The 21,240-nt window shown below is 53.3% G+C and carries 22 protein-coding genes; 9 read left to right on the top strand and 13 right to left on the bottom strand.

Annotated elements, in window-relative coordinates:
* Positions 1-159 precede the first annotated feature (159 nt).
* From AC07P6_RS05190 to AC07P6_RS05200, 3 genes are all read left to right on the top strand, one after another.
* Entirely contained in the window at positions 160-2,892 is a 2,733-nt protein-coding gene (locus AC07P6_RS05190; RefSeq protein ID WP_478315770.1) for a winged helix-turn-helix domain-containing protein, read from the top strand.
* Between the two features lie 82 nt (positions 2,893-2,974).
* Complete coding sequence (yjdI, locus tag AC07P6_RS05195) at positions 2,975-3,205, top strand: 4Fe-4S mono-cluster protein YjdI (RefSeq protein WP_182234780.1); 231 nt, start codon at positions 2,975-2,977, stop codon at positions 3,203-3,205.
* 11 nt (positions 3,206-3,216) lie between these two features.
* Positions 3,217-3,489, top strand: coding sequence for a GNAT family N-acetyltransferase (locus AC07P6_RS05200; RefSeq protein WP_110276387.1), 273 nt, complete (start codon positions 3,217-3,219; stop codon positions 3,487-3,489).
* Positions 3,490-3,722: 233 nt separating this feature from the next.
* Here AC07P6_RS05200 and AC07P6_RS05205 read toward each other — a convergent pair whose 3' ends face one another.
* The 11 genes from AC07P6_RS05205 to AC07P6_RS05255 all read right to left on the bottom strand — a co-directional run bounded on the left by AC07P6_RS05205 (position 3,723) and on the right by AC07P6_RS05255 (position 15,116).
* Positions 3,723-5,159: an EAL domain-containing protein gene (locus AC07P6_RS05205; protein WP_434663956.1), complete on the bottom strand. Its 1,437-nt coding sequence runs from the start codon at positions 5,157-5,159 to the stop codon at positions 3,723-3,725.
* A gap of 28 nt (positions 5,160-5,187) precedes the next feature.
* Entirely contained in the window at positions 5,188-6,150 is a 963-nt protein-coding gene (locus AC07P6_RS05210; RefSeq protein ID WP_478315771.1) for a fimbrial protein, read from the bottom strand.
* A gap of 13 nt (positions 6,151-6,163) precedes the next feature.
* On the bottom strand, positions 6,164-6,664 hold the full coding sequence (fimG, locus tag AC07P6_RS05215; RefSeq protein ID WP_478315772.1) for a type 1 fimbrial minor subunit FimG: 501 nt from the start codon (positions 6,662-6,664) through the stop codon (positions 6,164-6,166).
* A 12-nt stretch (positions 6,665-6,676) separates the two neighbouring features.
* Positions 6,677-7,207, bottom strand: coding sequence for a type 1 fimbrial adaptor subunit FimF (gene fimF / locus AC07P6_RS05220; protein ID WP_478315773.1), 531 nt, complete (start codon positions 7,205-7,207; stop codon positions 6,677-6,679).
* 10 nt (positions 7,208-7,217) lie between these two features.
* Complete coding sequence (locus tag AC07P6_RS05225) at positions 7,218-9,854, bottom strand: fimbrial biogenesis usher protein (RefSeq protein WP_478315774.1); 2,637 nt, start codon at positions 9,852-9,854, stop codon at positions 7,218-7,220.
* A 73-nt stretch (positions 9,855-9,927) separates the two neighbouring features.
* Entirely contained in the window at positions 9,928-10,614 is a 687-nt protein-coding gene (locus AC07P6_RS05230) for a fimbria/pilus periplasmic chaperone (RefSeq protein ID WP_434663961.1), read from the bottom strand.
* A gap of 73 nt (positions 10,615-10,687) precedes the next feature.
* Positions 10,688-11,227 (bottom strand): type 1 fimbrial minor subunit FimI, encoded by a 540-nt coding sequence (fimI, locus tag AC07P6_RS05235; protein WP_130624348.1) that lies wholly within the window; start codon positions 11,225-11,227, stop codon positions 10,688-10,690.
* A 72-nt stretch (positions 11,228-11,299) separates the two neighbouring features.
* A complete protein-coding gene (gene fimA, locus AC07P6_RS05240; RefSeq protein WP_112217156.1) occupies positions 11,300-11,845 on the bottom strand; it encodes a type 1 fimbrial major subunit FimA in 546 nt (181 codons plus the stop codon).
* A 462-nt stretch (positions 11,846-12,307) separates the two neighbouring features.
* Positions 12,308-12,934, bottom strand: a complete 627-nt coding sequence (locus AC07P6_RS05245; protein WP_182234770.1) for a tyrosine-type DNA invertase — start codon at positions 12,932-12,934, stop codon at positions 12,308-12,310.
* Between the two features lie 446 nt (positions 12,935-13,380).
* Positions 13,381-13,986 carry a tyrosine-type DNA invertase gene (locus AC07P6_RS05250; RefSeq protein ID WP_304253412.1) on the bottom strand — a complete coding sequence of 202 codons (606 nt, stop codon included), beginning with the start codon at positions 13,984-13,986 and terminating at the stop codon, positions 13,381-13,383.
* Between the two features lie 518 nt (positions 13,987-14,504).
* A complete protein-coding gene (locus tag AC07P6_RS05255) occupies positions 14,505-15,116 on the bottom strand; it encodes a LysE family translocator (RefSeq protein WP_478315775.1) in 612 nt (203 codons plus the stop codon).
* 150 nt (positions 15,117-15,266) lie between these two features.
* Between AC07P6_RS05255 and AC07P6_RS05260 the strand changes: the two genes are divergently transcribed.
* Complete coding sequence (locus tag AC07P6_RS05260; protein ID WP_142466879.1) at positions 15,267-15,728, top strand: Lrp/AsnC family transcriptional regulator; 462 nt, start codon at positions 15,267-15,269, stop codon at positions 15,726-15,728.
* 202 nt (positions 15,729-15,930) lie between these two features.
* Here AC07P6_RS05260 and AC07P6_RS05265 read toward each other — a convergent pair whose 3' ends face one another.
* On the bottom strand, positions 15,931-16,437 hold the full coding sequence (locus tag AC07P6_RS05265; RefSeq protein ID WP_478315776.1) for a MarR family winged helix-turn-helix transcriptional regulator: 507 nt from the start codon (positions 16,435-16,437) through the stop codon (positions 15,931-15,933).
* 80 nt (positions 16,438-16,517) lie between these two features.
* On the opposite strand from AC07P6_RS05265, the gene AC07P6_RS05270 reads away from it, so the two are divergent.
* Positions 16,518-17,402, top strand: coding sequence for an EamA family transporter (locus AC07P6_RS05270; protein ID WP_478315778.1), 885 nt, complete (start codon positions 16,518-16,520; stop codon positions 17,400-17,402).
* A gap of 223 nt (positions 17,403-17,625) precedes the next feature.
* On the opposite strand, the gene AC07P6_RS05275 is transcribed toward AC07P6_RS05270, so the two are convergent.
* Positions 17,626-17,835 (bottom strand): YdgH/BhsA/McbA-like domain containing protein, encoded by a 210-nt coding sequence (locus AC07P6_RS05275; protein ID WP_181484981.1) that lies wholly within the window; start codon positions 17,833-17,835, stop codon positions 17,626-17,628.
* Between the two features lie 383 nt (positions 17,836-18,218).
* Between AC07P6_RS05275 and AC07P6_RS05280 the strand changes: the two genes are divergently transcribed.
* From AC07P6_RS05280 to AC07P6_RS05295, 4 genes are all read left to right on the top strand, one after another.
* Positions 18,219-18,536, top strand: a complete 318-nt coding sequence (locus AC07P6_RS05280; RefSeq protein ID WP_478315779.1) for an antibiotic biosynthesis monooxygenase family protein — start codon at positions 18,219-18,221, stop codon at positions 18,534-18,536.
* Between the two features lie 41 nt (positions 18,537-18,577).
* Positions 18,578-19,285: an ArsR/SmtB family transcription factor gene (locus AC07P6_RS05285; RefSeq protein ID WP_434661643.1), complete on the top strand. Its 708-nt coding sequence runs from the start codon at positions 18,578-18,580 to the stop codon at positions 19,283-19,285.
* 409 nt (positions 19,286-19,694) lie between these two features.
* Positions 19,695-20,306, top strand: coding sequence for a fimbrial protein (locus AC07P6_RS05290; RefSeq protein ID WP_434661644.1), 612 nt, complete (start codon positions 19,695-19,697; stop codon positions 20,304-20,306).
* A 221-nt stretch (positions 20,307-20,527) separates the two neighbouring features.
* Positions 20,528-21,229 (top strand): fimbrial biogenesis chaperone, encoded by a 702-nt coding sequence (locus tag AC07P6_RS05295; RefSeq protein WP_112217404.1) that lies wholly within the window; start codon positions 20,528-20,530, stop codon positions 21,227-21,229.
* The last annotated feature ends 11 nt before the right edge of the window (positions 21,230-21,240 follow it).

The following is a 21,240-nucleotide window of genomic DNA, read 5'->3' on the forward strand; positions in this document are numbered from 1 at the left end:
CTGTACTCACCTTGTACTGATTAATAAACCTGGGATCTCTGCGACTGACGTCATATCAACGTAGTGAATTGAATTACTCTATCTGGCACGATAAGCATGGCCTACCCCCCTGATGGGGGGGATAATGACCAACGGACTGGATTAAGAGGTAATCGCGGTATGGCTTTTTTATCCTCACAGGATGATTCACTGGCGGCCTTTGTTGAGCAGGAACCTTTCCGCTTCACGCGCGCGCTGCCGCTAATCGCCACCCGCTTTACGCCGCCCCGCTCGCCGGAAACGCTATTGGCCCGGGAGCGCCTGCTCCAGCGCCTTGATGACGCGACATCCCGCCGTTTGACGCTGGTTTGCGCCCCCGCCGGATTTGGCAAAACGACCCTGCTGGCGCAGTGGTATCGGCATCGCCATCGACAAGGTGATGCGCTGGCCTGGCTGAGCCTTGATGAGGATGACAGCGCGCCGCTGCTGTTTATGCGCTATTTGCAGGAGGCGCTACGACCGCTGTGGCAAGGCTGGAGCTCGCCTTTTCTACATGCTCTGGAAGGGGAGCTTCCAGCCGATATCACTCTGTTCCTTGCCGAACTCGTCAATCAGCTCAATCAGTGCCCGCACCCGCTTTATCTTATTCTCGACGACTATCAGTGCATTACCGACCCGGCGATTCAGCGGGGAATGAGCTGGCTGCTAAACCATGCGCCGTCTTCTTTGCATCTGATTATCGGCAGCCGTCACCAGCCGCCTTTAGCGCTAAGCCGCCTGCAAATGCAGGACCAGCTACTGGAGGTGTATGACCCGGAACTGCGCTTTAATCCCAGCGAAGCCAGCGCCTATTTCGCTGCATCGTCAGCGCTTAATGCGCAGGATATTCCCCGGCTGATTGCGCTGACGGAAGGTTGGGTGGCGGGGATGAAAATGGCCGCGCTATCCCATGATGCCGCCGGTTCTTCATCTGCGGCGATGGGGCTTAGCGCCAGCTCGCGGTCAATCTCCCGCTATCTCGAAGAGGTTATCTTTGCGCCGCTTCCAACTGAGGTATTTGATTTTCTTCTGCACACTTCGCTGCTTAACCGCTTGCACCCGGCGTTATGCGATGCGGTTAGCGGCAATGATAACGCCAGGGAGATGCTGGCGTGGATTGGGCAGCACAACCTGTTTCTGTCGGCGCTGGATGAGGGCGGCCTCTGGTTTCGCTATCATCCGCTGATGCGCGACGCCTTACTGCACCGCCTGCAGCACAGTAGCGAGATTGATATTCGCCAGTTGCACGACCGCGCCAGCGGCTGGTTTGCCTCACAACAGCTTTGGGCTGAGGCGATTCGCCACGCGCTGGCTGCTGGTAAATCGGCGACGAAGGATGCCGAGGCCGGGGCGCAGTCGCTGGCGGAAGAGGGGGATATTGATACCCTCGTGCGCTGGATCCGCTATCTACCCGACAACCTTGATCCGTCGCGCATTGAACTTCAGCTCAATCTGGCCTGGGCGCTAGCGCACCGTTTCCGCTTTAGTGATGCCCGCCAACTGCTCGATGCCATTGAGATGCAGGCGGCTGCCAGGCCTGATGTTCTGGCCCACAGTTCACGGGTAAAGTTGCAGGTTGTGCGGGCGATTTGCGAAGCCTTTGCTGACAACATTTCGCGCAGCATTGCCATTGTCGAGCCGCTGCTGTGTGAGGTGCCGTGCGGCGATGTTTGGGTCGATGGCCTGGTGTGCAACATCCTCAGCTACTGCCACCTCGCGGATTCACGGCCACAGCAGGCGCTGGATGTTCAGCAGCGAGTGGCGGGGGCGAGCGTCGCCAACCGTAACCTTTTTGTTGAAGTCTACCGGGCGTTCGTAATGGCGCAGGGGTATCTGCGCCAGGGGAATCTCGCCGAGGCGGAGCTGCAGGCCACGCGTGCGCTGCGTTATGCGCAACAGCATACCGGTGCTAACTCCAGCAGCGGGGCGACTCTGGCCCCCATACTGGCGGAGATTGCCTGGGAAAAAGGCGACATTGAGCAGGTCCAGAGCCTGCTCGCCCCACGCCTGGAGATGATTGATAACTTTTGCCCGCCGGACGGCCTTAGCCGCTGCTACATCGTGCTGGCCCGTCAGGCTCGTGCAGCAGGCGAGCGGGAAAAGGCGGAGTCGTTATTACTTCATGCCGAGGGGCTGGCCGCCCAGCGCGGCTGGCTGCGGGCGCAGGCTCCGCTGCTGGCGGAACGGCTCGCCATGTCGCTCCTCACGGGTGACAGATCAACTGCCGAAGCGCTGCTGTGCCGCCTGCAGGGGCTTAATCAGGCGCAACAGCAGGATGCGCTTGGCGGATATATCGCGTTAAGCCAGTGTCGTTTACTTTATGCTTCTGGCGATCCGCTGGCCGCCGCACGGCAGCTGGATAAACTGGCAAGCGTCCGGGAACACAACGGCGAGTGGCTGTTTGCCGTGCGTTTACGGCTGATGCAGGCGCTCGCCCTTTGGCGCGCGGGGGATCTGGAGCAGGCTGTGGTTGTTTGCCGCCCGGCCCTTTCGCGCGCATTGCACCAGGGACTGTTGCGCAGCCTGCTGGAGGGCGGGGCGGAGATGGCTTCGCTACTGAGTGAGATACTTAAACGTGGTGGGCCGGACGACAACCTGGCCGCTGATATCCCATCTCTGTTATCGCATTTCGCGACCGCCGGGATTGCCACGGATGCGAATCGCCCGCAGCCGCCCGCGTTGCGTCTTACCGAACGGGAGCAGCAAACGCTGCGTTTGATCGCCGAGGGGTATTCCAATAAAGGCGTTGCGCGCGAGCTGGGCATTTCGGCGGAAACCGTCAAATGGCATCTCAAGCAGCTTTACGAGAAGCTACAGGTGAAGGGACGTATTCAGGCGGTAAATCAGGCGCGAGAGTGGCGTTTGTTAAATTAACGCGACCTTATCCCCCATAGCCAGCGTTAGCGTCCGGGACTATGCTTACAACCATACCAATAAAAACAGCTGAGGCAATGTCATGGATAAGGAACTACTGGAAGCGGGCTATCGTGCCTATACCGGGGAGCAGATTGATGTCTACTTCAATACCGCTCTCTGCCAGCACTCGGGAAACTGCGTGCGCGGTAGCGCAAAGCTCTTCAACCTGAAACGTAAACCGTGGATCGTTCCCGATGAGGTGGATGTCACCACGGTCATGAAGGTTATCGATACCTGCCCAAGCGGCGCATTGAAGTATCGCCACAAATAAGCGAGGAAATGATGGAAATACTGGAAGGCCACAACAAGTTTTACGTCAATGACGCCGAAGGGAATCAGGTGGCGGAAATCGTTTTTGTACCGACAGGCGAGCATCTCAGTATTATTGAACACACTGACGTGGACCCCAGCCTGAAAGGTCAGGGCGTGGGGAAAAAGCTGGTGGCGAAAGTGGTCGAAAAAATGCGTGGCGAGCAGCGGAAAATTATTCCGTTGTGCCCGTTTGCTAAACATGAATTTGATAATACCCGCGAGTACGACGATATTCGCGCCTGAAATCAGATTGCTGACAAAGAGCACCTGTCTGGAATTGCCCGGTGGCGGCTAGCGCCTTACCGGGCCTACGAAAAATGTATAATTTATTGATATTGTGGATTTTGTAGGCCGGGCAAGGCGTCAGCCGCCGCCCGGCAGAAACGCGAGCACAATCTTTAAACCTGGTTTGTCATCCGTCTCAAATAAATGCGCCAGTACGCTGGCGCATTTATTTTTAAACTCTGATAGCCGGCTTACCCGGTGATTAGGGTAAGCGCACGGTCAGACAAGCGCTGGTGAATAAGATCGCCGACGTTTTCTCGCTCCACCGGCGCAGAGATGAAGTATCCCTGAAACCGATCGATCCCCAGCGCTTTCAATTTATTGAATTTATCCAGACTGTCCACCCCTTCAGCAATACAGCGGCTGCCGGTCAGCTGACAATAGTAGATCAGGCTTTTTATCAGCGCGAGCGCGTGTAGATCTCCCTGCATATCATTCACAATACTCATATCCAGCTTATATGCGCTGAATTTGACGGAGCGCACCGGAAACATGACGCTGCTTTGTGAAAAGCAGTCATCCAGCATAATGGTGAAGCCCTGCTTGCGTAATCGGGCGATGTTTTCAGCCACTTTGCTCTGGCGATTGATGTCGATGGTTTCAGCAAATTCCAGTACCAGCCGACAAGATACGTGTGGCTGATGCAGTTGCTGACGCGCCGTTTCCAGCATACTGACCAGATTTTCATGGCTGGCGATGGCGGCGGGGATATTGACCGAGAAATAAAACTCACCCGGATGCTGATTGATATTCTGCACGGCCTCCCGGAGTACAAAGGCCGTCAAAACCAGCCACGCGTACTCTGAGCGCAACTGCGGTAAAAAATCGCCCGGAAGAATAACGTGACCGTTTTGCCGCCAGCGAGAGAGGAGCTCCAGACCTTTAAGCTGCATCCGACCATCAGTAATGGGCTGGAAAACCGGGAAAATTTGCCGACAGTGGACAGCATGGACAAATTCTCGCTCAAAAGCGGAAAGCGCAGCGTTAGGTTGTATTTTCTGTCTCTTTGTCTGGTTGCCGGGGAAACGGGTTGCCAACTGAGGATGATGCTCGACGATTTTTTTCAGTCCTGCGGTTCGCTGGGTATAAAGCGTTTTGTGGCTAATACCGCGGTGTTTTGCCTGGGCGTTAACACTGTCTCCGCTAAGTAAACCGAGAATAGCATTCAGCTCCTGTCTGGTGAGTCCGCCAGCTTTTCTTCCGCCGATCCGCATCTCTTCGTCCGCCAGCTGTTTAAGCGAAGGATATCTTTCCAGAGTATAGTCCTGGAGTAGCGTGGTCAGACTCGGGACGGGCAGGTCGGAGGCGGCGGCACTCACTTCAGAAAGCAGATGGTGGTCGATAACCTGATGCAGCAGGGTATGCCACAGCCAGCTGGCCGGGCTACGGCTGAGGATCAGCATCGGTAGCGGCGTGGCCGCCAGCTCCAGCATCGAGGCGACTTGCTGCAGAGTGATAAGCAGCCTGGCCGGAGCTTCGGGCAGAAATACCACGATGCGGCGAATATCAGCTCCGGCAGGTAATGTCGTCGCGTCCAGCGGCAGCACCACGGGCCGCATCCCACAGGCCGTCATGACTTTTACCAGCCCGTCGGCCACCAACGAGCAGGGCGAGAGGATATAATCTATCCCCACCCTGCCGTGCGCGACAGGCGCGCTACTGGTAAACAAAGGTCACCCCGATAATTGACTGGACGTTCCCCGCGGTGACCTGCCCGCTGGTGCGTGCATAGGTCGCGGTGAGGCCCAAATTAACCGCAGAAGTGCCAACGGTTCCCATTGCGACGGTACTGTTTGATCGCATGATAGAGCCATTACGCAATAGCTGAACGCCAATCCCCTGAGCCGGAGAGGCTGAGGACGTATTGGTGAAAACGGTGTTGGCGGTATCAGCCGTGGTGCCAGAGAGGTAAAACCCGATATTTTGATTTTGCCCACATCGTACCGTGAGTGGGATTGCGGTAGAACCGGGATAGGTAGGTAGCGTTACCGTAACGTTGCGGGCGGAAACATCACACCCGCCCGTAGGGATGATCACGCTATTGTTAGCATAAATGTGCCAGGTAAATTTTGAAGTACGAACATTACCGCCGCCGTTGATATCGGAACCGACCTGATACATGACCAGCGTTGCGATATGCGAACCTGCGCTTATTGCCAGCCCGGAGGCGGTCGATATTGGAGTCAGGTAGAGCTGCGTATTCCAGTTAGTGTAGTTACCGGAAGTAAAGTTGTGGCTGGCGGTTGGGGAGTTTAGCGGGAAATTGTAGCTGACTCCGTAGTACTTTAAAGAACCGGTGAAATTTGTCAGCAGGCCGCTATAGGCCGAGCCTTGTAGCATGCTCACCATATCGTTACGCTTGTTTGGCGAATCATTCTTGCAAAAAATAGAATTAGATAAATCGACGACCAGGTTTTGCCCCGCCCCAAGACTTGGCTGTAAATTGACATAAACATTGGATACTTTTCCTCCGGTATCGCTGTTCAATACCGTGCCGGTGGAGTCGTAGCAGGTATAGGCCCTGACGCTGGTCGAGAATCCAGATAAAAAGATCAAAACCCACAGCGCCTTGATGAAGGTCAGGCGACATTGACTGGGGGGGGTAATCTGCTGATTCATGATATCTTCTGCCTCAAAGCCAGGTGTAGGTGACGCTAATCACCGCCTGGATTGTTCCTTGTGTTGGCCCGCCATTGACCGTCAGCGCTCTGACGCGTAATGGAAAACTGGCCGACTGCGTTGCATCGTTGACGGTCATCGTTTTGGTTGAACCGTTGTTAAATCGGCTTCCGTTGGTGTCCTGTAATTCCAGTTGAAGGTTTCCCGCCGTTCCCTGATTTTTGTAATAGCCCGTGCTGTCAGTCGTTCCGCTGAAGGTGGCGGTGACTCGTGACGTGCCAATCGGGCAGTTGCTGAGATCGAGCGTGACGTTATGCCAGCCCGATGCCGCTCCGGGTGAAAGCATATTGAAGGTGTATAAATCACCCAGATCGACGGTAGCCTTTGGTGTGGATATGGTGCAGGGCCTGGCCACCACTTTGCCGTTAACGGTAATGGTCACATCGGCGGCATGGGAGGTGCTGGCGAAGGCCAGTAAACCGGCCAGCAGCCAGCGTGCATGAGTCCATTTCATATCAGCCTCCGGTTACTGAAATTCAAGAGTGAACGTCGCGGTAGCACTAACGTGTCCTGCGCTTATCGGAACGCGTGCGGTCATCAATCGGGCATAAAAGCTCAGCGTATTGGTTTGACCGGGCTTCAGCGTTGTCCATGTAATATTTGACGAGGGGGAGTTGAGAACCAGAGGTACCCGGCTGCCGCTGAGGATCTGCACGCCGATGCCGGAAGCCGCCGATACTCCGCTATCGAGCTTAAGCAAACTGGTGTTGTCGCTGTCCGCTACGCCGGTAAAACCGACTTTGACCGCGGTAACGGAACCGCCGCAGGGCGACAGCACGATGCGAAAAGGCACCAGCGGCGTGGTCGTGCCGATGGCATTAAACTGCTTTGCGGCGTTATTCATCAGGTCGACGGTAAAATCCTTTGATTCCCCCGCAACGGCGCAGGTGTTATCTCGCACATATCCACTAATCGTGATGGTGCTATCGGCAGCAGGCGTGCTGAGGGAGACCAGAGAGAGTATGGTGCCCAGCAGATACAGGTTTTTTCTCATCATCATGGCTTCCTTAGCGGCATACTGCCGACAGCTGGCTTAGCGCCTGGTTCTGGCTTTCCGGCGGCAGACGATAGTCGGCTTCGCAACTGGCATCCGACCCTTCTCCCCACTTCGCACGCACCTTGCCCGTCAGCGGCATCCCGCTCAGATAGACCAGGCCATCATCGGCAACGATGCTGCTATTCTGGCTGCCCACAGAGGCGGCCATTGCGCCAAAGGGAACCGGTTTACCGTTGTGAGTCAGCTTCATCAGTAGCTTCATACCGACGCTGGCTTTAAATTCGGCACGCGCTATCGCTCCGTGGGTCGGCACAATACTGACCACGGCATCATCAAGGTCGACATTGTTGGCGAGCGTATTGGTATTCAGCGCCACCCGATTTTCCCGGTATTCGGTGGCGTAGGGCAGCACGGCGTAGCCGCGCCAGTCGGTACGAACACCGGTCTGGTTTTCCACCTTCACCCCGTCTGCTCCAGGTGCTTTGATCAGCACCACGGTATCGTTCATTGGCTGGCTGAGGGTGACGCCATCGGCGTGGGCCAGTACACCGCCGCTCAGGCCGTAGTAAAGCTGCTTAATGCCGTCGCTACGGCTGTAGCCGACGTTGGCGTTACCATAGCCGCCGCGGTAGTTCAGCGCCGCGTAGCCGGTACTGCCGCTGTTACCTTCCCCGCCGCCCGCGTAGCCGGTTTGTACGCTGTAGCTCAGGTTGTTGTCCTCCAGCAACGTGCCGTACAGGCCTGCGAGGCTGGTGGTTCGACCATTCAGATCGTTAGACATGCTGTAGCTGGCGTTACCATTTTTCCAGGCCGAGGTACTGTCGGAGCGCATCCAGTGGCTGAACGGGATACTAAAATTGAGCGCCAGCATCTGGTCACGGCCCTGCTGCCAGGCGTTTTTGGTCAGGCTGTAGCTCAGCGTCCAGTTGATATCATCAATGGCGGCGTTCAGTCCGGCCTGTAGCTGTTGGTCGGCGCTGCTGGTTCCCCAGTAGGTCTGATGACTGCCGCTGAGGTAGAGGGTGGCGGTGCGTCCTAACTGCTGGGTAACGCTGAGCTGCACCTTGCCGCGCTTGTTATAAGCGAGGTTGTAGTAGTCGGTGAACTTCGGCTTTACTTCAATCACGCCATCCTGAGTGTCGACGTTGTAGCCGCTCATTCGGTTATAGGTGGTGTCAGCTAAGCTGAAATAGCCGCGCGTAGAGTAGCGGTAACCCACCAGTTGAATATTTGTTCCGGTATCCGTCAGCGACTTGTTATAGAGGAAACGCACCGACTGTCCCTGATGCTTGCTGTCATCGGGCAGGGTCGCGTTGGCCTGAGTCACATCCAGCGACAAGGCACCTAACTGCCCCAGGTTTTTCCCCACGCCGAGATTAAAGGCGCGGTAGCGATCTGCCAGCTGGGTACCGCCGTACAGCGTCCAGCCGGCCGGTAAACCGTGCAAAAGAGTGCTCTGGAAAAACTTCGGTTTGTCCTGCTGATCGTTGCCGCTGCGAAACTCCCCAGCGGTGGCGGCATAGCGGGTATGGCCCTCGCGCTGGAGCACAGGGACGGATGAGTAGGGAACGGTAAAAACCTGGCTGCTGCCGTCAGCCTCTTTGATGGTCACCTGCAGATCGCCGCCGTTGCCTGCGGAGTAGAGGTCGTTAATGGTGAACGGGCCGGGCGGCACCGTGCTCTGGTAGATCTCATAGCCGTTCTGCTTCACCGAAACCTGCGCCGTGCCGCGGGCAATACCGTGGATCACCGGAGCAAATCCCTTCTGGCTGTCCGGCAGCATATTGTCGTCGGAGGCTAACTGTGCCCCACGGAAGTTAATGCCATCGAAGACATCGCCGTTGGTGTAGCTGTCGCCAAGCGTCAGGCGTGAGCGTAGTGGGGTGATGTCGCGCTCAAGCCAGGTATTGACGTGCTGCCACTTGTTTTCATTGGTTGAAGAACTGCCGCTGCTGCTGTAGCTCCAGGTGGTGTTGTCACGCAGACGCCACGCACCGAGGTTCAGCCCGCTTTGCAGATTCAGATAGGCGTAGTGACTACTGCCGCCGATGTCGTTGTGGACGTTGTTACCGGTGAAGTTGTAGTTCAGCAGCCCGGCGTTAATGCCGTGATCCCAGAGTTCAGGCGGAATATAGCCACGGGCGCGATTGCCCATGAACGCCTGGGGAATGGTCAGATAGAGCCGCTGTAAGCCAACATCAAAGCGGGTGGTGGCATCTTTGATAATCTCGGTTATCGGCACGCAGGCATCGGACGCCAGGGTGTTGATCCCCTCAACGGATGAGGTGTTCACGCCCATTCCTGAAAGCTGCCCGCGGGTCAGGCAGGGGAGCAGCGCATGGTCGCTCTTTCCTGCATTAAAAGTGACATCGCGAGTGGCCATAAAACCATCGTTAAGATAAATATCGACGCGATAGGTTCCCGGAGGCACCTCCTGGCCGCTGGCAAATCCTGATAAGTCTGCCACGGCGGCAGGGTCGTCCGCTAAAAAACGCGGATTAAAATAGAGCTCTGCCTGCACTGAAAAGATCGGTGAGGAGAGTAAAAGGGCCAGCGTGACTGGGGCGAAAGCGCGCACATTTATCGGCCCATGGCTGTTTATACGCCCGGAGCCCAGGTAGTCGAGTCCATATTTCAGATGTGACATAGTCCCTCCGGTCCAAAGTCGCCCGGCTGTCAGTTCTTATTTTTATTTCCGGGAGAATGCGTTCTCCCGTCAGTTATTGCATTGCGCCTTTCGTTTTCGGGGTCAGTGCGCCGTAGTCGTTAATGGTCCGGTACGTAATCTCGCTACCTGCATCGGAAGGCAGTTTGACGCTGGTTTCTCCCATTGGCGGAACCAGGGCATTCTCCAGTATCCGGGTTCCGGCATTGAGTTCGGTGACCGTCAGGTAATATGGGGTGGGGTTGATCAGCGTGAGCGAGCCTGCGCCGCGGCGAAACTTCAGCTTTTCCGGCGCCTGATCCGGCGGTAGCGCCAGTTTTGCCGGGCGATAGTAAAGCTTGATGCGGCTGATAATCGCCAGCTGCAGGGTGTTATCGCTAAGTTTCGACTTGTCCATCGACGGAATGGCTTTGACGTTCATCCAGAACAGGGTTTCCCGGTCCTGCGGCAGCTGGTTGTTGGTGGCATCAATGATGCGCAGGGTGTTCTCTTTTTTTCCCTGCATGGCAAACAGTGGCGGGGTGATAACAAAACGCCCGTCTTTTGCACCATCGGTATTTTCCACCCATGATTGAATCAACCATGTGCTCTTTTCGTCGTTATTGGTGACCGCCAGCTGAACCTGCTTCTGCCCGGAAGGGTAAATAACGCGGGTCGCGCCCAGCGCCACGCCTGCCTGGGCCTGAGCGGTAAATCCGATAGCGGCTATCATCAGCACTCCTGCCAGTAAACCGCGCGTCATCGCCAGTGTTTTTCTCACGCTTATTCCTTTTATACTCACCGTCGTTTCCTGTTTTGGTACGTCTGCTGGTTAATTACTGGTAGGTCAGGGAGAACCAGGCCTGAGCGTTAGCCGCTCCCCCGGTAACCTGATGCCCTGTTGCCCGATATTTCGCCACAAAGTGCAATGTAGTTGGCCCGGTATACAATCTTGTCCAGGCTGCGGGAGGACTGTTCAGTGGGATCAGATGGTCTTCTTTATCAAACAGAGCAACGCCAATACCGGTAGCGATCCCCGGGCCCTCGCCGACCGAGAGTACGTCCGGGTTTTTACCATCGGCGACGCCGTGAAACGTCACGCCAACGCGTTGGCTGACGGCGGTGCTGCACTCCTGCAGATGAATATCGAAAGGGATCGGATTGGTATCTTCCCCGGCCGAATGAAACCGATTACTGCTGATCTGTCCCATGTTGACTGTCATCTGCTGGTCACCCGCTTCAACACGGCAGGACTCGGCAATGATGACGCCCTGAAAACGCATATTTCCCCCGGGCAAAGTGACGTTCCACTGATTGCCGGCCATCGCCAGCGGGGGGAGCAAAAAAATCAACAGACCTGACTTCATCCTTTGCATCGTTATCACCCGAGTTCCGTTATGGATAACGGGCCTTCCTGGCCCGACATGCTTCCCTGCTTGATGAATGAATTACTGGTATTGCACTTTGAAGGTCGCGTCAGCGTTAGCGGTACCGGCAGTGGCTGCGGCGGTCGCGTAGTAGCGAGCCTGGAACGGGATGATATTGGTGCCATCGTTCAGAGTGGACGCCGCGCCGAAGGTCGCGCCATCCAGCGCCAGCGGAGTACCTGTACGATCAAGGATCTGTACGCCAACGTTAGTCGCGCTACCCGCCGCTGAGCTTTGCAGCGCCAGTACGGTGGTGTTGGTACTGTCAATTGCGGTACCTGTGAACGCGACGGATGCTTTGGTGGCCACGGTAGTATCACAATCGTTCAACTGGATATTGAAGCCGACAGCCGTACTGGTGCTGCCTGGAGTGGCGAGTTTTGCCGAACGAACCTGGCCCATTGGAACGGTCTGATCGATTGAACCTGCGTCAATTGCGCATGCTGCGTTGACGACTTCCCCTTTAAAATGCACCGTGCCGCCATTTACCGTGGTATCGGCCAGAGCCGCTGCGGAGCTCAGAGACAGAGCTGACAGTACAACGATTGCCAGTGTTTTGATTTTCATGTTGTTTTCCTTTGTACAATATCGGGATTACGAACCGATCTGGCCGTCATCATGACCTCCAGGTATTCCATGATTCAGTCGGGATTTTCGACTGCGGTTCTGCATGTTTTTCACCCAAAATATGAGACATTTGGGGCCATTTTGACTCGTTAGAATAATTAACTGAATAATCTGGTTTTGTTGTTTTTATTTGGAGTTTTAATCTTAATTATTGTTTGTTGTTAATGTAATCTATTGATGATGTTGGGGGGATGAGCCACGGAAGGCTATCTGGAACAACGTGGTGTGGAGCCTATGCGGTGAAAAGAAGGGGATTATTTGAAAATAACGAAAATAAAAAATGCCTAATAATCAATGTGATATTGCTATCTTTGCCGTATGGGATGCATTCTATGGTTGCAAAAGGTTACTGAATATTTTTATGATGCACACAGTTTGGCCCCAATTGACCTGTTCACTCTGTTATTTTTTCTTATTTATCAATTCTTTACTCTGTATCCTTTGATTTTGTAAATTCACTTCCATGAGATTGTTTCGTTCCCATAATCCCGCGAATCGAGCAGCGTTGCTGGCGGTATATCGCACGGTATGGCGAATGTTTCTATGACCAAGATAGTCCTGAATAAGACGGGTATCCGCTCCTCTTTCCGCCAGCTCGTAACCACAGGCATGACGTAGCATGTGCGGGTGAGTGTGCGTTGCCGTGCCTGCATCGACGCCAGCAGTGCGGATAATGCGGTAGGCCTGCTGACGGGAAAGCGGAGTACCACGTCGCGATATAAACAACGCATCGGTTTTTTTTGCACCTTTCCAGGCGGTGCGTACCTGGCTCCAGCGTTTGATTGCCTCACATTCATCCACCATCAAGGGGTGTATCGTTGAAAATCCATTTTTCAGGCGACGGATATTAATGCGACCTTCAGCAAGATCGAGATCGCGATAGTGAAGATCGAGTAATTCGCTAATACGCATACCATGACGGAAAGCGAGCAGGATAAGGCAATAATCTCTCTCTCCTGTCTGCCCATGCCGGGCGGCCAGCATCATTGCCTGCACTTCTCTACCGGTAAGAAAACGACGTCGGTTCACAATAAATGACTCCTGATATGATCTTGATAAATAACACGACCCTGCTCAAAAACAGGGGGAGCTCACAAATAATCCGCAATGTTAATAGCGTATTATATGAAGGGGATTAATCACGGTTAAATGATGACATTATAGTCGTGCCTGACAAGTATATTGATGCGTGATAAATCTTATTCTTACGGATTTTATTCGTTACTACAACATAACCTGGTTGTCTCTTTAGCAGGTATATAAAGTTAAAAGGGAAAAATCACTGCTGGTGATATTTTAATCTGATGAAAAATAGTGCATTTATATCCATGGTAACGGATGGATATGATAATAAGACAGCAGATGTTTGAAATATGAACTTGCAGGAACAATAATCATAATCAAAGCATGGTTAATATTTCTTAATGTTTGGAGAAGGATATCTACTATTTTGACGCCGTCCATGGCATCGTGCATTACGGTAAAACAGGGCTCCGCTGTCTGTCTTTCGTTTCGTCCCAGATGCCATAAAAACGACCAGCGTTACTGGCCGTATACCATACGGTATGGCGGATGTTACGGTGACCGAGGTAGTCCTGTATGAGGCGGGTATCAATGCCCATATTGGCTAAGGCGAATCCGCATGAGTGGCGGAGCATATGCGGATGAATCTCAAGCGATAGCCCTGCACAATCGCCTGATGTGGAAATGATCTGATAAAACTGTTGGCGAGAAAGGGGATTACCTTTTCGCGATAAAAATAACCACTCGCTGTCGGATTGAGGGTAGGATTTGCGGATATCCAGCCAGTTTTTTAACGCGCGGATTTCTTTATTCAGCAAAGGATGAGTTGTGGAAAATCCATTTTTAAGACGGTGTATATAGATACATTTAGATCCCAGATCGATATCGGAAATTTGCAGACGGCATATTTCACTAGCTCGTAATCCGTGAATGAAACACAATAATGTCAGGCAATAGTTACGCGTAGCGTGAGGTCCACTATTCGCTGCTTTGAGCAATGACTCAATTTCATTGTGAGTCAGGAAGTTCCTTTTTCTTAAAATTACATTATTTTTCATTATGTTCCCTTTAGCATGCAAACGTATAGTACATTTTATTTAGCATCGTCGGGTAAATGATGAAGCTCGGCTGCATTTAAATTAATTATCTTTGATGCTGGTTCTAATAATAGTTTTAAGATGTCATTTTTATTAGTTGTGGGGTGTTTATTTTTATATTTATGATGAGTTTTAGTTTTTTCGATGGAAATAGTGTCCTGCTCATTCTTTTCTCCTTGGCTATGTTTTCAGAGATACATAAATCATAAGGTTGTTAACCATACTGCAAAAACCTTGTTATGAATAGCAGTAATAAGAAAGTGAATATTTCTGATGGTCGCCAGGAATAATTTGAATACGACTAAGATGAGTCTTTCTTGTCGATAAGATGCTTATTGCGGAGGAACGATTAAAATTGATAAGTGCACCAGAGCATAGAGCCTGATTATTTTAAATGCGGGAATCATTTTGTAAAAACAGTCCGGTGCTGGTTTCTACATGCTGTGGCGTGAGAGCTCGCTCACGCCTTATATCGAACGCTATTTCAACTGTTCATAGAACAGCAGGGCGGCTATTGCCACCATAATCATGCCGGAAGCAATACTGACTTTTTGCGCCATCTGGGGCCGGGTCGCCAATAGCGTTTTTGCGCCGTAGCCGACCAGTAAATAGACCAACGTGCAGGTCACCAGATGAATGCCGCCAAGGGTCGACATTTGCTGCGCTACCGACCAGCTTCCTTTAGGATCGGTAAACTGCGGCAGCAGGGTCAGAAACAGGAGGAAAACCTTTGGGTTCAGCCCGCTGATGCAGAGCCCCTTAACTGCCCAGCGATTCCAGGTGCCCATTGTCTGTTCTTCGGCATTTGGCGTTGGCGGGTGGCGCAGAATAGCGATGCCCAGCCACATCAGGTAGCCCGCGCCCAGCAGGGTAATCGTCGATAGCGCCAGCGGATGGCTGGCAATCAAGACCCCGATACCCGCAACCACGACAAGCGTCGCCAACAGGTGACCGGACATGAGCCCGGCGACCGCCGGTATCACGCGACGTCCGTTAATCCCCGCGCTGATAGCATAGGCCCAATCGGCACCGGGGGTGATGATCAGTAGAAAAGAGACCAGCCAGAAACTGGCGATAAAGCTCATCTCCATGGACAGCCCACCTCTGTGCGGTAATGGCGATTTCCCATTGTCGTTTCCCTCATTAATTGTGGCTATTTGAGGGAAAGAATATCGGCTTTATTGCGCAATGAGCTTTCAATGTTATGCTCTTAAACGTTCTTTTAAGAGAGAATCTTCCAAATGGATAGTATCGATCGAAAAATTCTTGCTGAACTTCAGGCCGACGGGCGACTGTCGATAACTGAGCTTGCCGAACGAGTGAATTTAAGCCTCTCCCCTTGCCATCGACGGCTGCGCGCGCTGGAACAAGAAGGGGTGATCACCGGCTATCGGGTGAATCTTGATCCCGCCAAAATGGGTTTCAATTTTTTGGCGATTGTCTTCGCGACGTTAAAAGAGGGCGATAAGAAAGCAGTGAGCGCTTTCGAAGAGGCGGTGGAAGAGATCCCGCAAATCGTATTGGCTCAGCGCCTGTTCGGTGACCCGGATTATCTGATGCACGTGGTCACACGCGATCTCCCGGCGTTCCAGAAACTTTATGATGACAAGCTTTCCGCGATGCCCGGCGTGCAGCACTTACGCTCGACGCTGGTGATGAAGACGGTCGTGCAGGATCGCCCGTTTCCGCTGGGTAATGGTTAATCAGGCCGTTAGCCCGAATAGATGCTGTAGTCCGGCTAAGTGCAGCGCGAGCCGGGAGAAAAGCGGAAGTTGCGTTGGCATAGCTTTCCCGGGGGCGGCGCTCGACGCGCCTTGCCCGGGCTACGGGGTCACCGTCGTCTGCGAGACGGTAGCCCGGACAGATGCGTAGCATCGCCTCCGGGAAAATTACGGGCAGGTTCTATCAACTCTTTTCCAACAGGCGCATAAAAACCTTTAGCGCCTCATCCAGGTGCTGGCGCTGCGCAGTTGAGAGCCCGGCCAACAGCTGATGCTCATTCTCCACGTGGCTTTCCACCGCTTTATCGATCAACGTTCTCCCTTCGGGCGTAAGCGCGACCAGCAGACTGCGCGCATCCTCCGGGTTTGGCTGGCGGCTGATAAAACCCCGTTTTTCCAGCGCCTTAAGGCGGTGCGTCATGGTGCCGGAAGTGATCATCAACGTTGAAAACAGTTGCGTTGGCGACAGCACAAACGGCTCTCCTGCTCGCCGCAGGGTCGCGAGCATATCAAACTCCCAACGCACCAGGTCGTGACGAATAAAGGCCGCTTCAATACGTGGCTCCAGCAGCATCGCGCAGCGTTTCAGCCGGCCGATTGGCCCCATTGGGCTGCAATCGAGATCGGGGCGTTCCCGTTGCCACTGTTCAAGAATGCGATCCACGGCGTCGGTCTGTGGTGATTTGTCCATTAATGCCCACCTGTCTTGATATCAAGATAATTATCGATACATACTTACGCCACAATTTACCTTGATGTGAAGATAAAATCATGGCCTTTGTTTCGCGTAACCTCGTTGTTGATTTGCTGCTGACCGCGCTGGCCCCCGCCATCTGGGGCAGCACTTATATTGTGACCTCGCAGTTTCTACCGCCGGACAGGCCGTTTATCGCCGCGCTGCTGCGGGTTCTGCCTGCCGGGATCGCTCTGCTTCTCTGGAGCCGCCGCTTTCCGCTGCTCAGCGAATGGTGGAAGCTGATCATCACCGGGATCCTCAACATCGGTGCGTTCCAGGCCTTGCTATTTATAGCCGCTTATCGTTTACCCGGTGGGCTGGCGGCGGTGATTGGCGCTATTCAGCCGCTACTGGTGATGCTATTGGCCTGGTGCGTCGATCGCCAACGATCGCCCTGGGTGGCGGTGTTGTCGGCCTGCGCCGGGATCGTGGGGATGGCGATGTTGCTGCTGTCACCGCAAACGGCGCTCGATCCGCTGGGGATCGCGGCTGCGTTCCTCGGGGCGATCAGTATGGCGCTGGGGACCTGGCTGTCGCGGCGCTGGGCGATCTCTTTGCCCGTTATTGCGCTGACCGGCTGGCAGCTGCTGATCGGCGGCATTGTTCTGGCACCGATTGCGTTGCTGGTCGATCCGCCGCTGCATCAGGTGACGCTGACTCAGGCTGCGGGTTATTTGTGGCTGTGTCTTGCCGGGGCAATGCTGGCGTATGGCCTGTGGTTTCGCGGAATCGGTCGTCTTTCTCCGGTGGCGGTATCGGCGATGAGTTTGTTGAGTCCGGTAACGGCGGTGATATTGGGCTGGATTTTCCTCGGACAGAAAATAGAGGGAATGGCGCTGGTGGGGTTGGTGATTGTGTTGTTAAGCGTGTTGTCGATTCAAAGGGCGTTATCGAATAAGAGAACGGTTGTTGGTCGGTAACCTCCCCGGAGGCGGCGCGTCGCGCCTGTCCGGGCTACCGTCCTGCAGACGGCTGGGCACTTGTAGCCCGGTCAGCGCAGCGCCACCGGGAGCTTTTCCAGATCGACAAAAACAAAAAAGCCCCATCAGGGGCTCGACATTGCTCTGTGCTTATTATGTGGCGGGAGCCAGACTTAGCCGCCTTCAGGCGACCTGTCCGGCAGCTCCCTCTGCAACCATTTGGTTATTTAGACAGCTCAGCGGTCATATGAACCTGGTTACCAGTATAAGCTTCGGTAATGTGGTAGGACGCGCCCTGGTCTTTAGCGATGGTCGCGATTTTAGCTTCTGCGTTATCCAGCGTATCTGAAGTCACGCTAACCGGCTGAGCGAAGCTAGCGAAAGAGACCAGAGACAGCATACCGGCAGCGGCAAGTAATTTTACGTTTTTCATGGTGTTTATCCTTTTAACTTTTATGGTGGAAAGCGTTGTTGCTTTCGATGGATGTATAATAAGTCTGCTAACTATAACGCGCGTTGCAAAAAGTGCGATTTAGATCACACTTTCATGACCGTAAGATGACGGTGTAATGCGCTATTTGGTTTTTATTTTCAATAAAAACAATGTGATAAATAATTTTTATGCGGTTTTTTCAGTGAGTGAAAATTTGCGTTAACGGCGAGGGTTTTCTCGATTTAGGTTATTGATTATTGTTTTTGTGAATGTATTGGCCGTTTTTTGCGCGCAACAGGGAGCCATACTTCGCCCGCCGACGAAGCATTAACCTCTGGTGCAAGCTACAGTGGCGTTCACACTGATCAAGCGAGGATGACACCATGATTGCAGTACTCTTTGAAGCCGAAGTCACGCCTGCAAAGCAGGAACGCTACTTAGCGCTGGCGGCTGAACTGAAGCCTCTGCTTTGCACCATCGACGGCTTCATCGCTATTGAACGTTTTCAAAGCCTGACGAAGACGGGGAAAATTCTGTCGCTCTCCTGGTGGCGGGATGAAGAAGCGGTGCTGGCCTGGAAACGCAACCTTTGCCATCAGGCGGCGCAGAAAGAGGGGCGGGAGAATATCTTCTCGGGCTATCAGATTCGGGTGGCTCAGGTGCTGCGCGAGTACCGCTCAGAGAATCCCGATCTTCTATAATAAAGTTGCGGTTTACCGTTGGGGAAACCAGATGAGGCGATATGTTAAAACCGGTTGAGGTAATTGAAGACGATGAGTCGCTCGCTATTGCCATGGCGGCACTGGCCTCGGCGATGGCGGATGCTTCGCGGCTGAAAATGCTCTGTGCCTTGATGGATGGTCGGGCGTGGACGGCGACCGAACTCTCCAGCGTTGCTGACATTTCCCCCTCAACCGCCAGCGCCCATCTTAGCCGTCTGGTCAGTAGCCGCTTGTTGGTATGCCTTGCTCAGGGTCGCCACCGCTACTATCGCCTCGCCGGGAGCGATGTCGCCGGACTGCTGGAGAATATGATGACTATGGCTGGCAAGCAGGCCGTGATGTTGTCCACCCGCACGCCGGTCAGTTTACGTGTCGCACGCACCTGTTACGATCATCTGGCCGGGGAGGTGGCGGTATCGCTGTATGATTTTCTCCTGCGCGAAGGTTGGATAACGCCTGATGGAACGGCCTTGACGTCCATTGGGGAGGCGCACTTTGCACGCCTGGGGATTGTGGTGACGTTGGGATCGCGGCGCAAAGCATGCTGCGGCTGCCTGGACTGGAGCGAACGGCGCTTTCACCTCGGCGGTGCGGCTGGGGCGGCGCTGTTACTGCATGGTCAGCAAAAAGGATGGTTTACCACCACGGCAGGATTTCGCGAAGTGACGATAACACCAGAAGGATGGCGTGCCTTGCACCTGCATTTTCAACTGGTGGGAAGACCGTAGCGGCAGATTTATTCAGATTGTTCTCTATGTAGATAAATAGCCTTTTATGACAAGATAAATAGCTATTTTGTTAATTCCATATCGCTTTCTCCCCTTCAATGTAAATAACAATGACTTTGTTTTTTACTATCAATTTTCGTTCATTAATAGTTGCAATCTATCTGTTACATTGATTAACACCTCATGAACAAATGTATATTTATCAGCGAAAAATAGCATTCTTTGACGCCGACAGCATCGACGAATTCTTTTATAGAATCCGTTTCTGACGCCTTAAATATTGCGGCTTCCGGTCAGTCGAAGTTTCTATTAACAGTTGCACAAGTGAGCATCGCATATCGCTTCTGACTTTTGTGCGAATTAACTGTTTGCTCATTGATACTTAATTCACTCTGACAAGGAAATGGCAATGAAAAAGGTTCTTCTCTCTGCTGCAATGGCGACTGCGTTTTTTGGTATGGCTGCGGCAAATGCTGCTGATACCAATGTAGGCGGCGGTCAGGTTAATTTCTTCGGTAAAGTTACCGACGTCTCTTGTACTGTTTCCGTAAACGGCCAGGGCAGCGATGCTAACGTTTATCTGTCTCCGGTGACTTTAACGGAAGTTAAAGCAGCTGCCGCAGATACCTACCTGAAACCAAAATCGTTCACTATCGACGTTTCTGACTGCCAGGCTGCTGATAAAACTGCACTGGATGACGTGAGCAAACTGGGTGTGAACTGGACTGGTGGTAACCTGCTGGCTGGCGCAACCGCCAAACAACAGGGCTACCTGGCGAACACCGAAGCGGCTGGCGCGCAGGATATCCAGCTGGTTCTGTCTACCGACAACGCCACCGCACTGACCAACAAAATCATCCCGGGCAGCGGTGATCAACAACCGAAAGCTGTTGGCGATGCTGCTGCCGTAGCGGATGGCGCACGTTTCACTTACTACGTTGGTTACGCCACCAGTACTCCGGATACCGTCACTACCGGCGTGGTTAACAGCTATGCGACTTACGAAATTACCTACCAGTAATATCGACTGAAAAATAAGACCGCCTCGCGCCGGGGCGGTATATACCCGTCATACTTCAAATTGCATATGCGTTGGCTACTTTCGCTCACCCCAGTCACTTACTGGAGTAAGCTCCCGGGGATTCACTCTCTTGCCGCCTTTCTGCAATTCGAATTACTTAGGGTATACAACAAATTATAAAGCGGCCACTGCTGCCGCTTATTTTTTATTCTGAGGTCAGCATGAAGCGTATTGCCCTTTTTTTCTGTTTCATTTTTAGTTTTGCGGCCCATGCCAATAATATTATTGTTAACGGCACCCGCTTTATTTATCCAGGAAATGAAAAAGAAATAACGGTGCAGCTCTCCAACACCGCCGACCGTCCGGCGCTGGCGCAAGCCTGGCTGGATAACGGTAATGCCGACGCGACGCCGGATACTATTACGACGCCATTTATTATCACCCCACCTATTTCCCGCGTTGACGCGAAAAGCGGCCAGACCCTGCGTATTAAGCTCGGCAGCAACGCGGGACTCGCTAAAGATAAAGAAACGCTGTGGTGGCTAAACCTTCTGGAAATACCGCCGGTCGAGGCGAGCCAGAAAAATGAAGGGCAAAATATTCTGCAACTGGCGATTCGTTCGCGCTTTAAATTTATTTATCGTCCCAACGGATTAGGCAACCGCGACGCGGCAGCAGAGAAATTAGTTCTTTCCGCAAATGGCAACAATTTATCCGTCAGTAATCCGACGCCTTTTTATGTCACCGTAAGCCGTATTTCCCGTGACGGCGGCAAAGCGCTAAACAGCAAAACGGTGATGTTTGCCCCGCAGTCTAGCCAGACCATCGCTCTCTCTTCCGCGGTGAACAGAGGCGAGACCCTGACCGTTAACAACATTAATGACTATGGCGCAGATGTCGCAGTGAAAGTTGCCGTCAAATAAGGGAAACGATC

This window comes from Klebsiella sp. GFKo11, assembly GCF_056490265.1.

Coding starts and splice junctions, on each gene's coding strand:
- AC07P6_RS05190 (WP_478315770.1), top strand. CDS start 160: ATGGCTTTTTTATCCTCACAGGATGATTCACTGGCGGCCTTTGTTGAG.
- yjdI (WP_182234780.1), top strand. CDS start 2,975: ATGGATAAGGAACTACTGGAAGCGGGCTATCGTGCCTATACCGGGGAG.
- AC07P6_RS05200 (WP_110276387.1), top strand. CDS start 3,217: ATGGAAATACTGGAAGGCCACAACAAGTTTTACGTCAATGACGCCGAA.
- AC07P6_RS05210 (WP_478315771.1), bottom strand. CDS start 6,150: ATGAATCAGCAGATTACCCCCCCCAGTCAATGTCGCCTGACCTTCATC.
- fimG (WP_478315772.1), bottom strand. CDS start 6,664: ATGAAATGGACTCATGCACGCTGGCTGCTGGCCGGTTTACTGGCCTTC.
- fimF (WP_478315773.1), bottom strand. CDS start 7,207: ATGATGAGAAAAAACCTGTATCTGCTGGGCACCATACTCTCTCTGGTC.
- AC07P6_RS05225 (WP_478315774.1), bottom strand. CDS start 9,854: ATGTCACATCTGAAATATGGACTCGACTACCTGGGCTCCGGGCGTATA.
- AC07P6_RS05230 (WP_434663961.1), bottom strand. CDS start 10,614: ATGACGCGCGGTTTACTGGCAGGAGTGCTGATGATAGCCGCTATCGGA.
- fimI (WP_130624348.1), bottom strand. CDS start 11,227: ATGCAAAGGATGAAGTCAGGTCTGTTGATTTTTTTGCTCCCCCCGCTG.
- fimA (WP_112217156.1), bottom strand. CDS start 11,845: ATGAAAATCAAAACACTGGCAATCGTTGTACTGTCAGCTCTGTCTCTG.
- AC07P6_RS05250 (WP_304253412.1), bottom strand. CDS start 13,986: ATGAAAAATAATGTAATTTTAAGAAAAAGGAACTTCCTGACTCACAAT.
- AC07P6_RS05255 (WP_478315775.1), bottom strand. CDS start 15,116: ATGGAGATGAGCTTTATCGCCAGTTTCTGGCTGGTCTCTTTTCTACTG.
- AC07P6_RS05260 (WP_142466879.1), top strand. CDS start 15,267: ATGGATAGTATCGATCGAAAAATTCTTGCTGAACTTCAGGCCGACGGG.
- AC07P6_RS05265 (WP_478315776.1), bottom strand. CDS start 16,437: ATGGACAAATCACCACAGACCGACGCCGTGGATCGCATTCTTGAACAG.
- AC07P6_RS05270 (WP_478315778.1), top strand. CDS start 16,518: ATGGCCTTTGTTTCGCGTAACCTCGTTGTTGATTTGCTGCTGACCGCG.
- AC07P6_RS05275 (WP_181484981.1), bottom strand. CDS start 17,835: ATGAAAAACGTAAAATTACTTGCCGCTGCCGGTATGCTGTCTCTGGTC.
- AC07P6_RS05280 (WP_478315779.1), top strand. CDS start 18,219: ATGATTGCAGTACTCTTTGAAGCCGAAGTCACGCCTGCAAAGCAGGAA.
- AC07P6_RS05285 (WP_434661643.1), top strand. CDS start 18,578: ATGTTAAAACCGGTTGAGGTAATTGAAGACGATGAGTCGCTCGCTATT.
- AC07P6_RS05290 (WP_434661644.1), top strand. CDS start 19,695: ATGAAAAAGGTTCTTCTCTCTGCTGCAATGGCGACTGCGTTTTTTGGT.
- AC07P6_RS05295 (WP_112217404.1), top strand. CDS start 20,528: ATGAAGCGTATTGCCCTTTTTTTCTGTTTCATTTTTAGTTTTGCGGCC.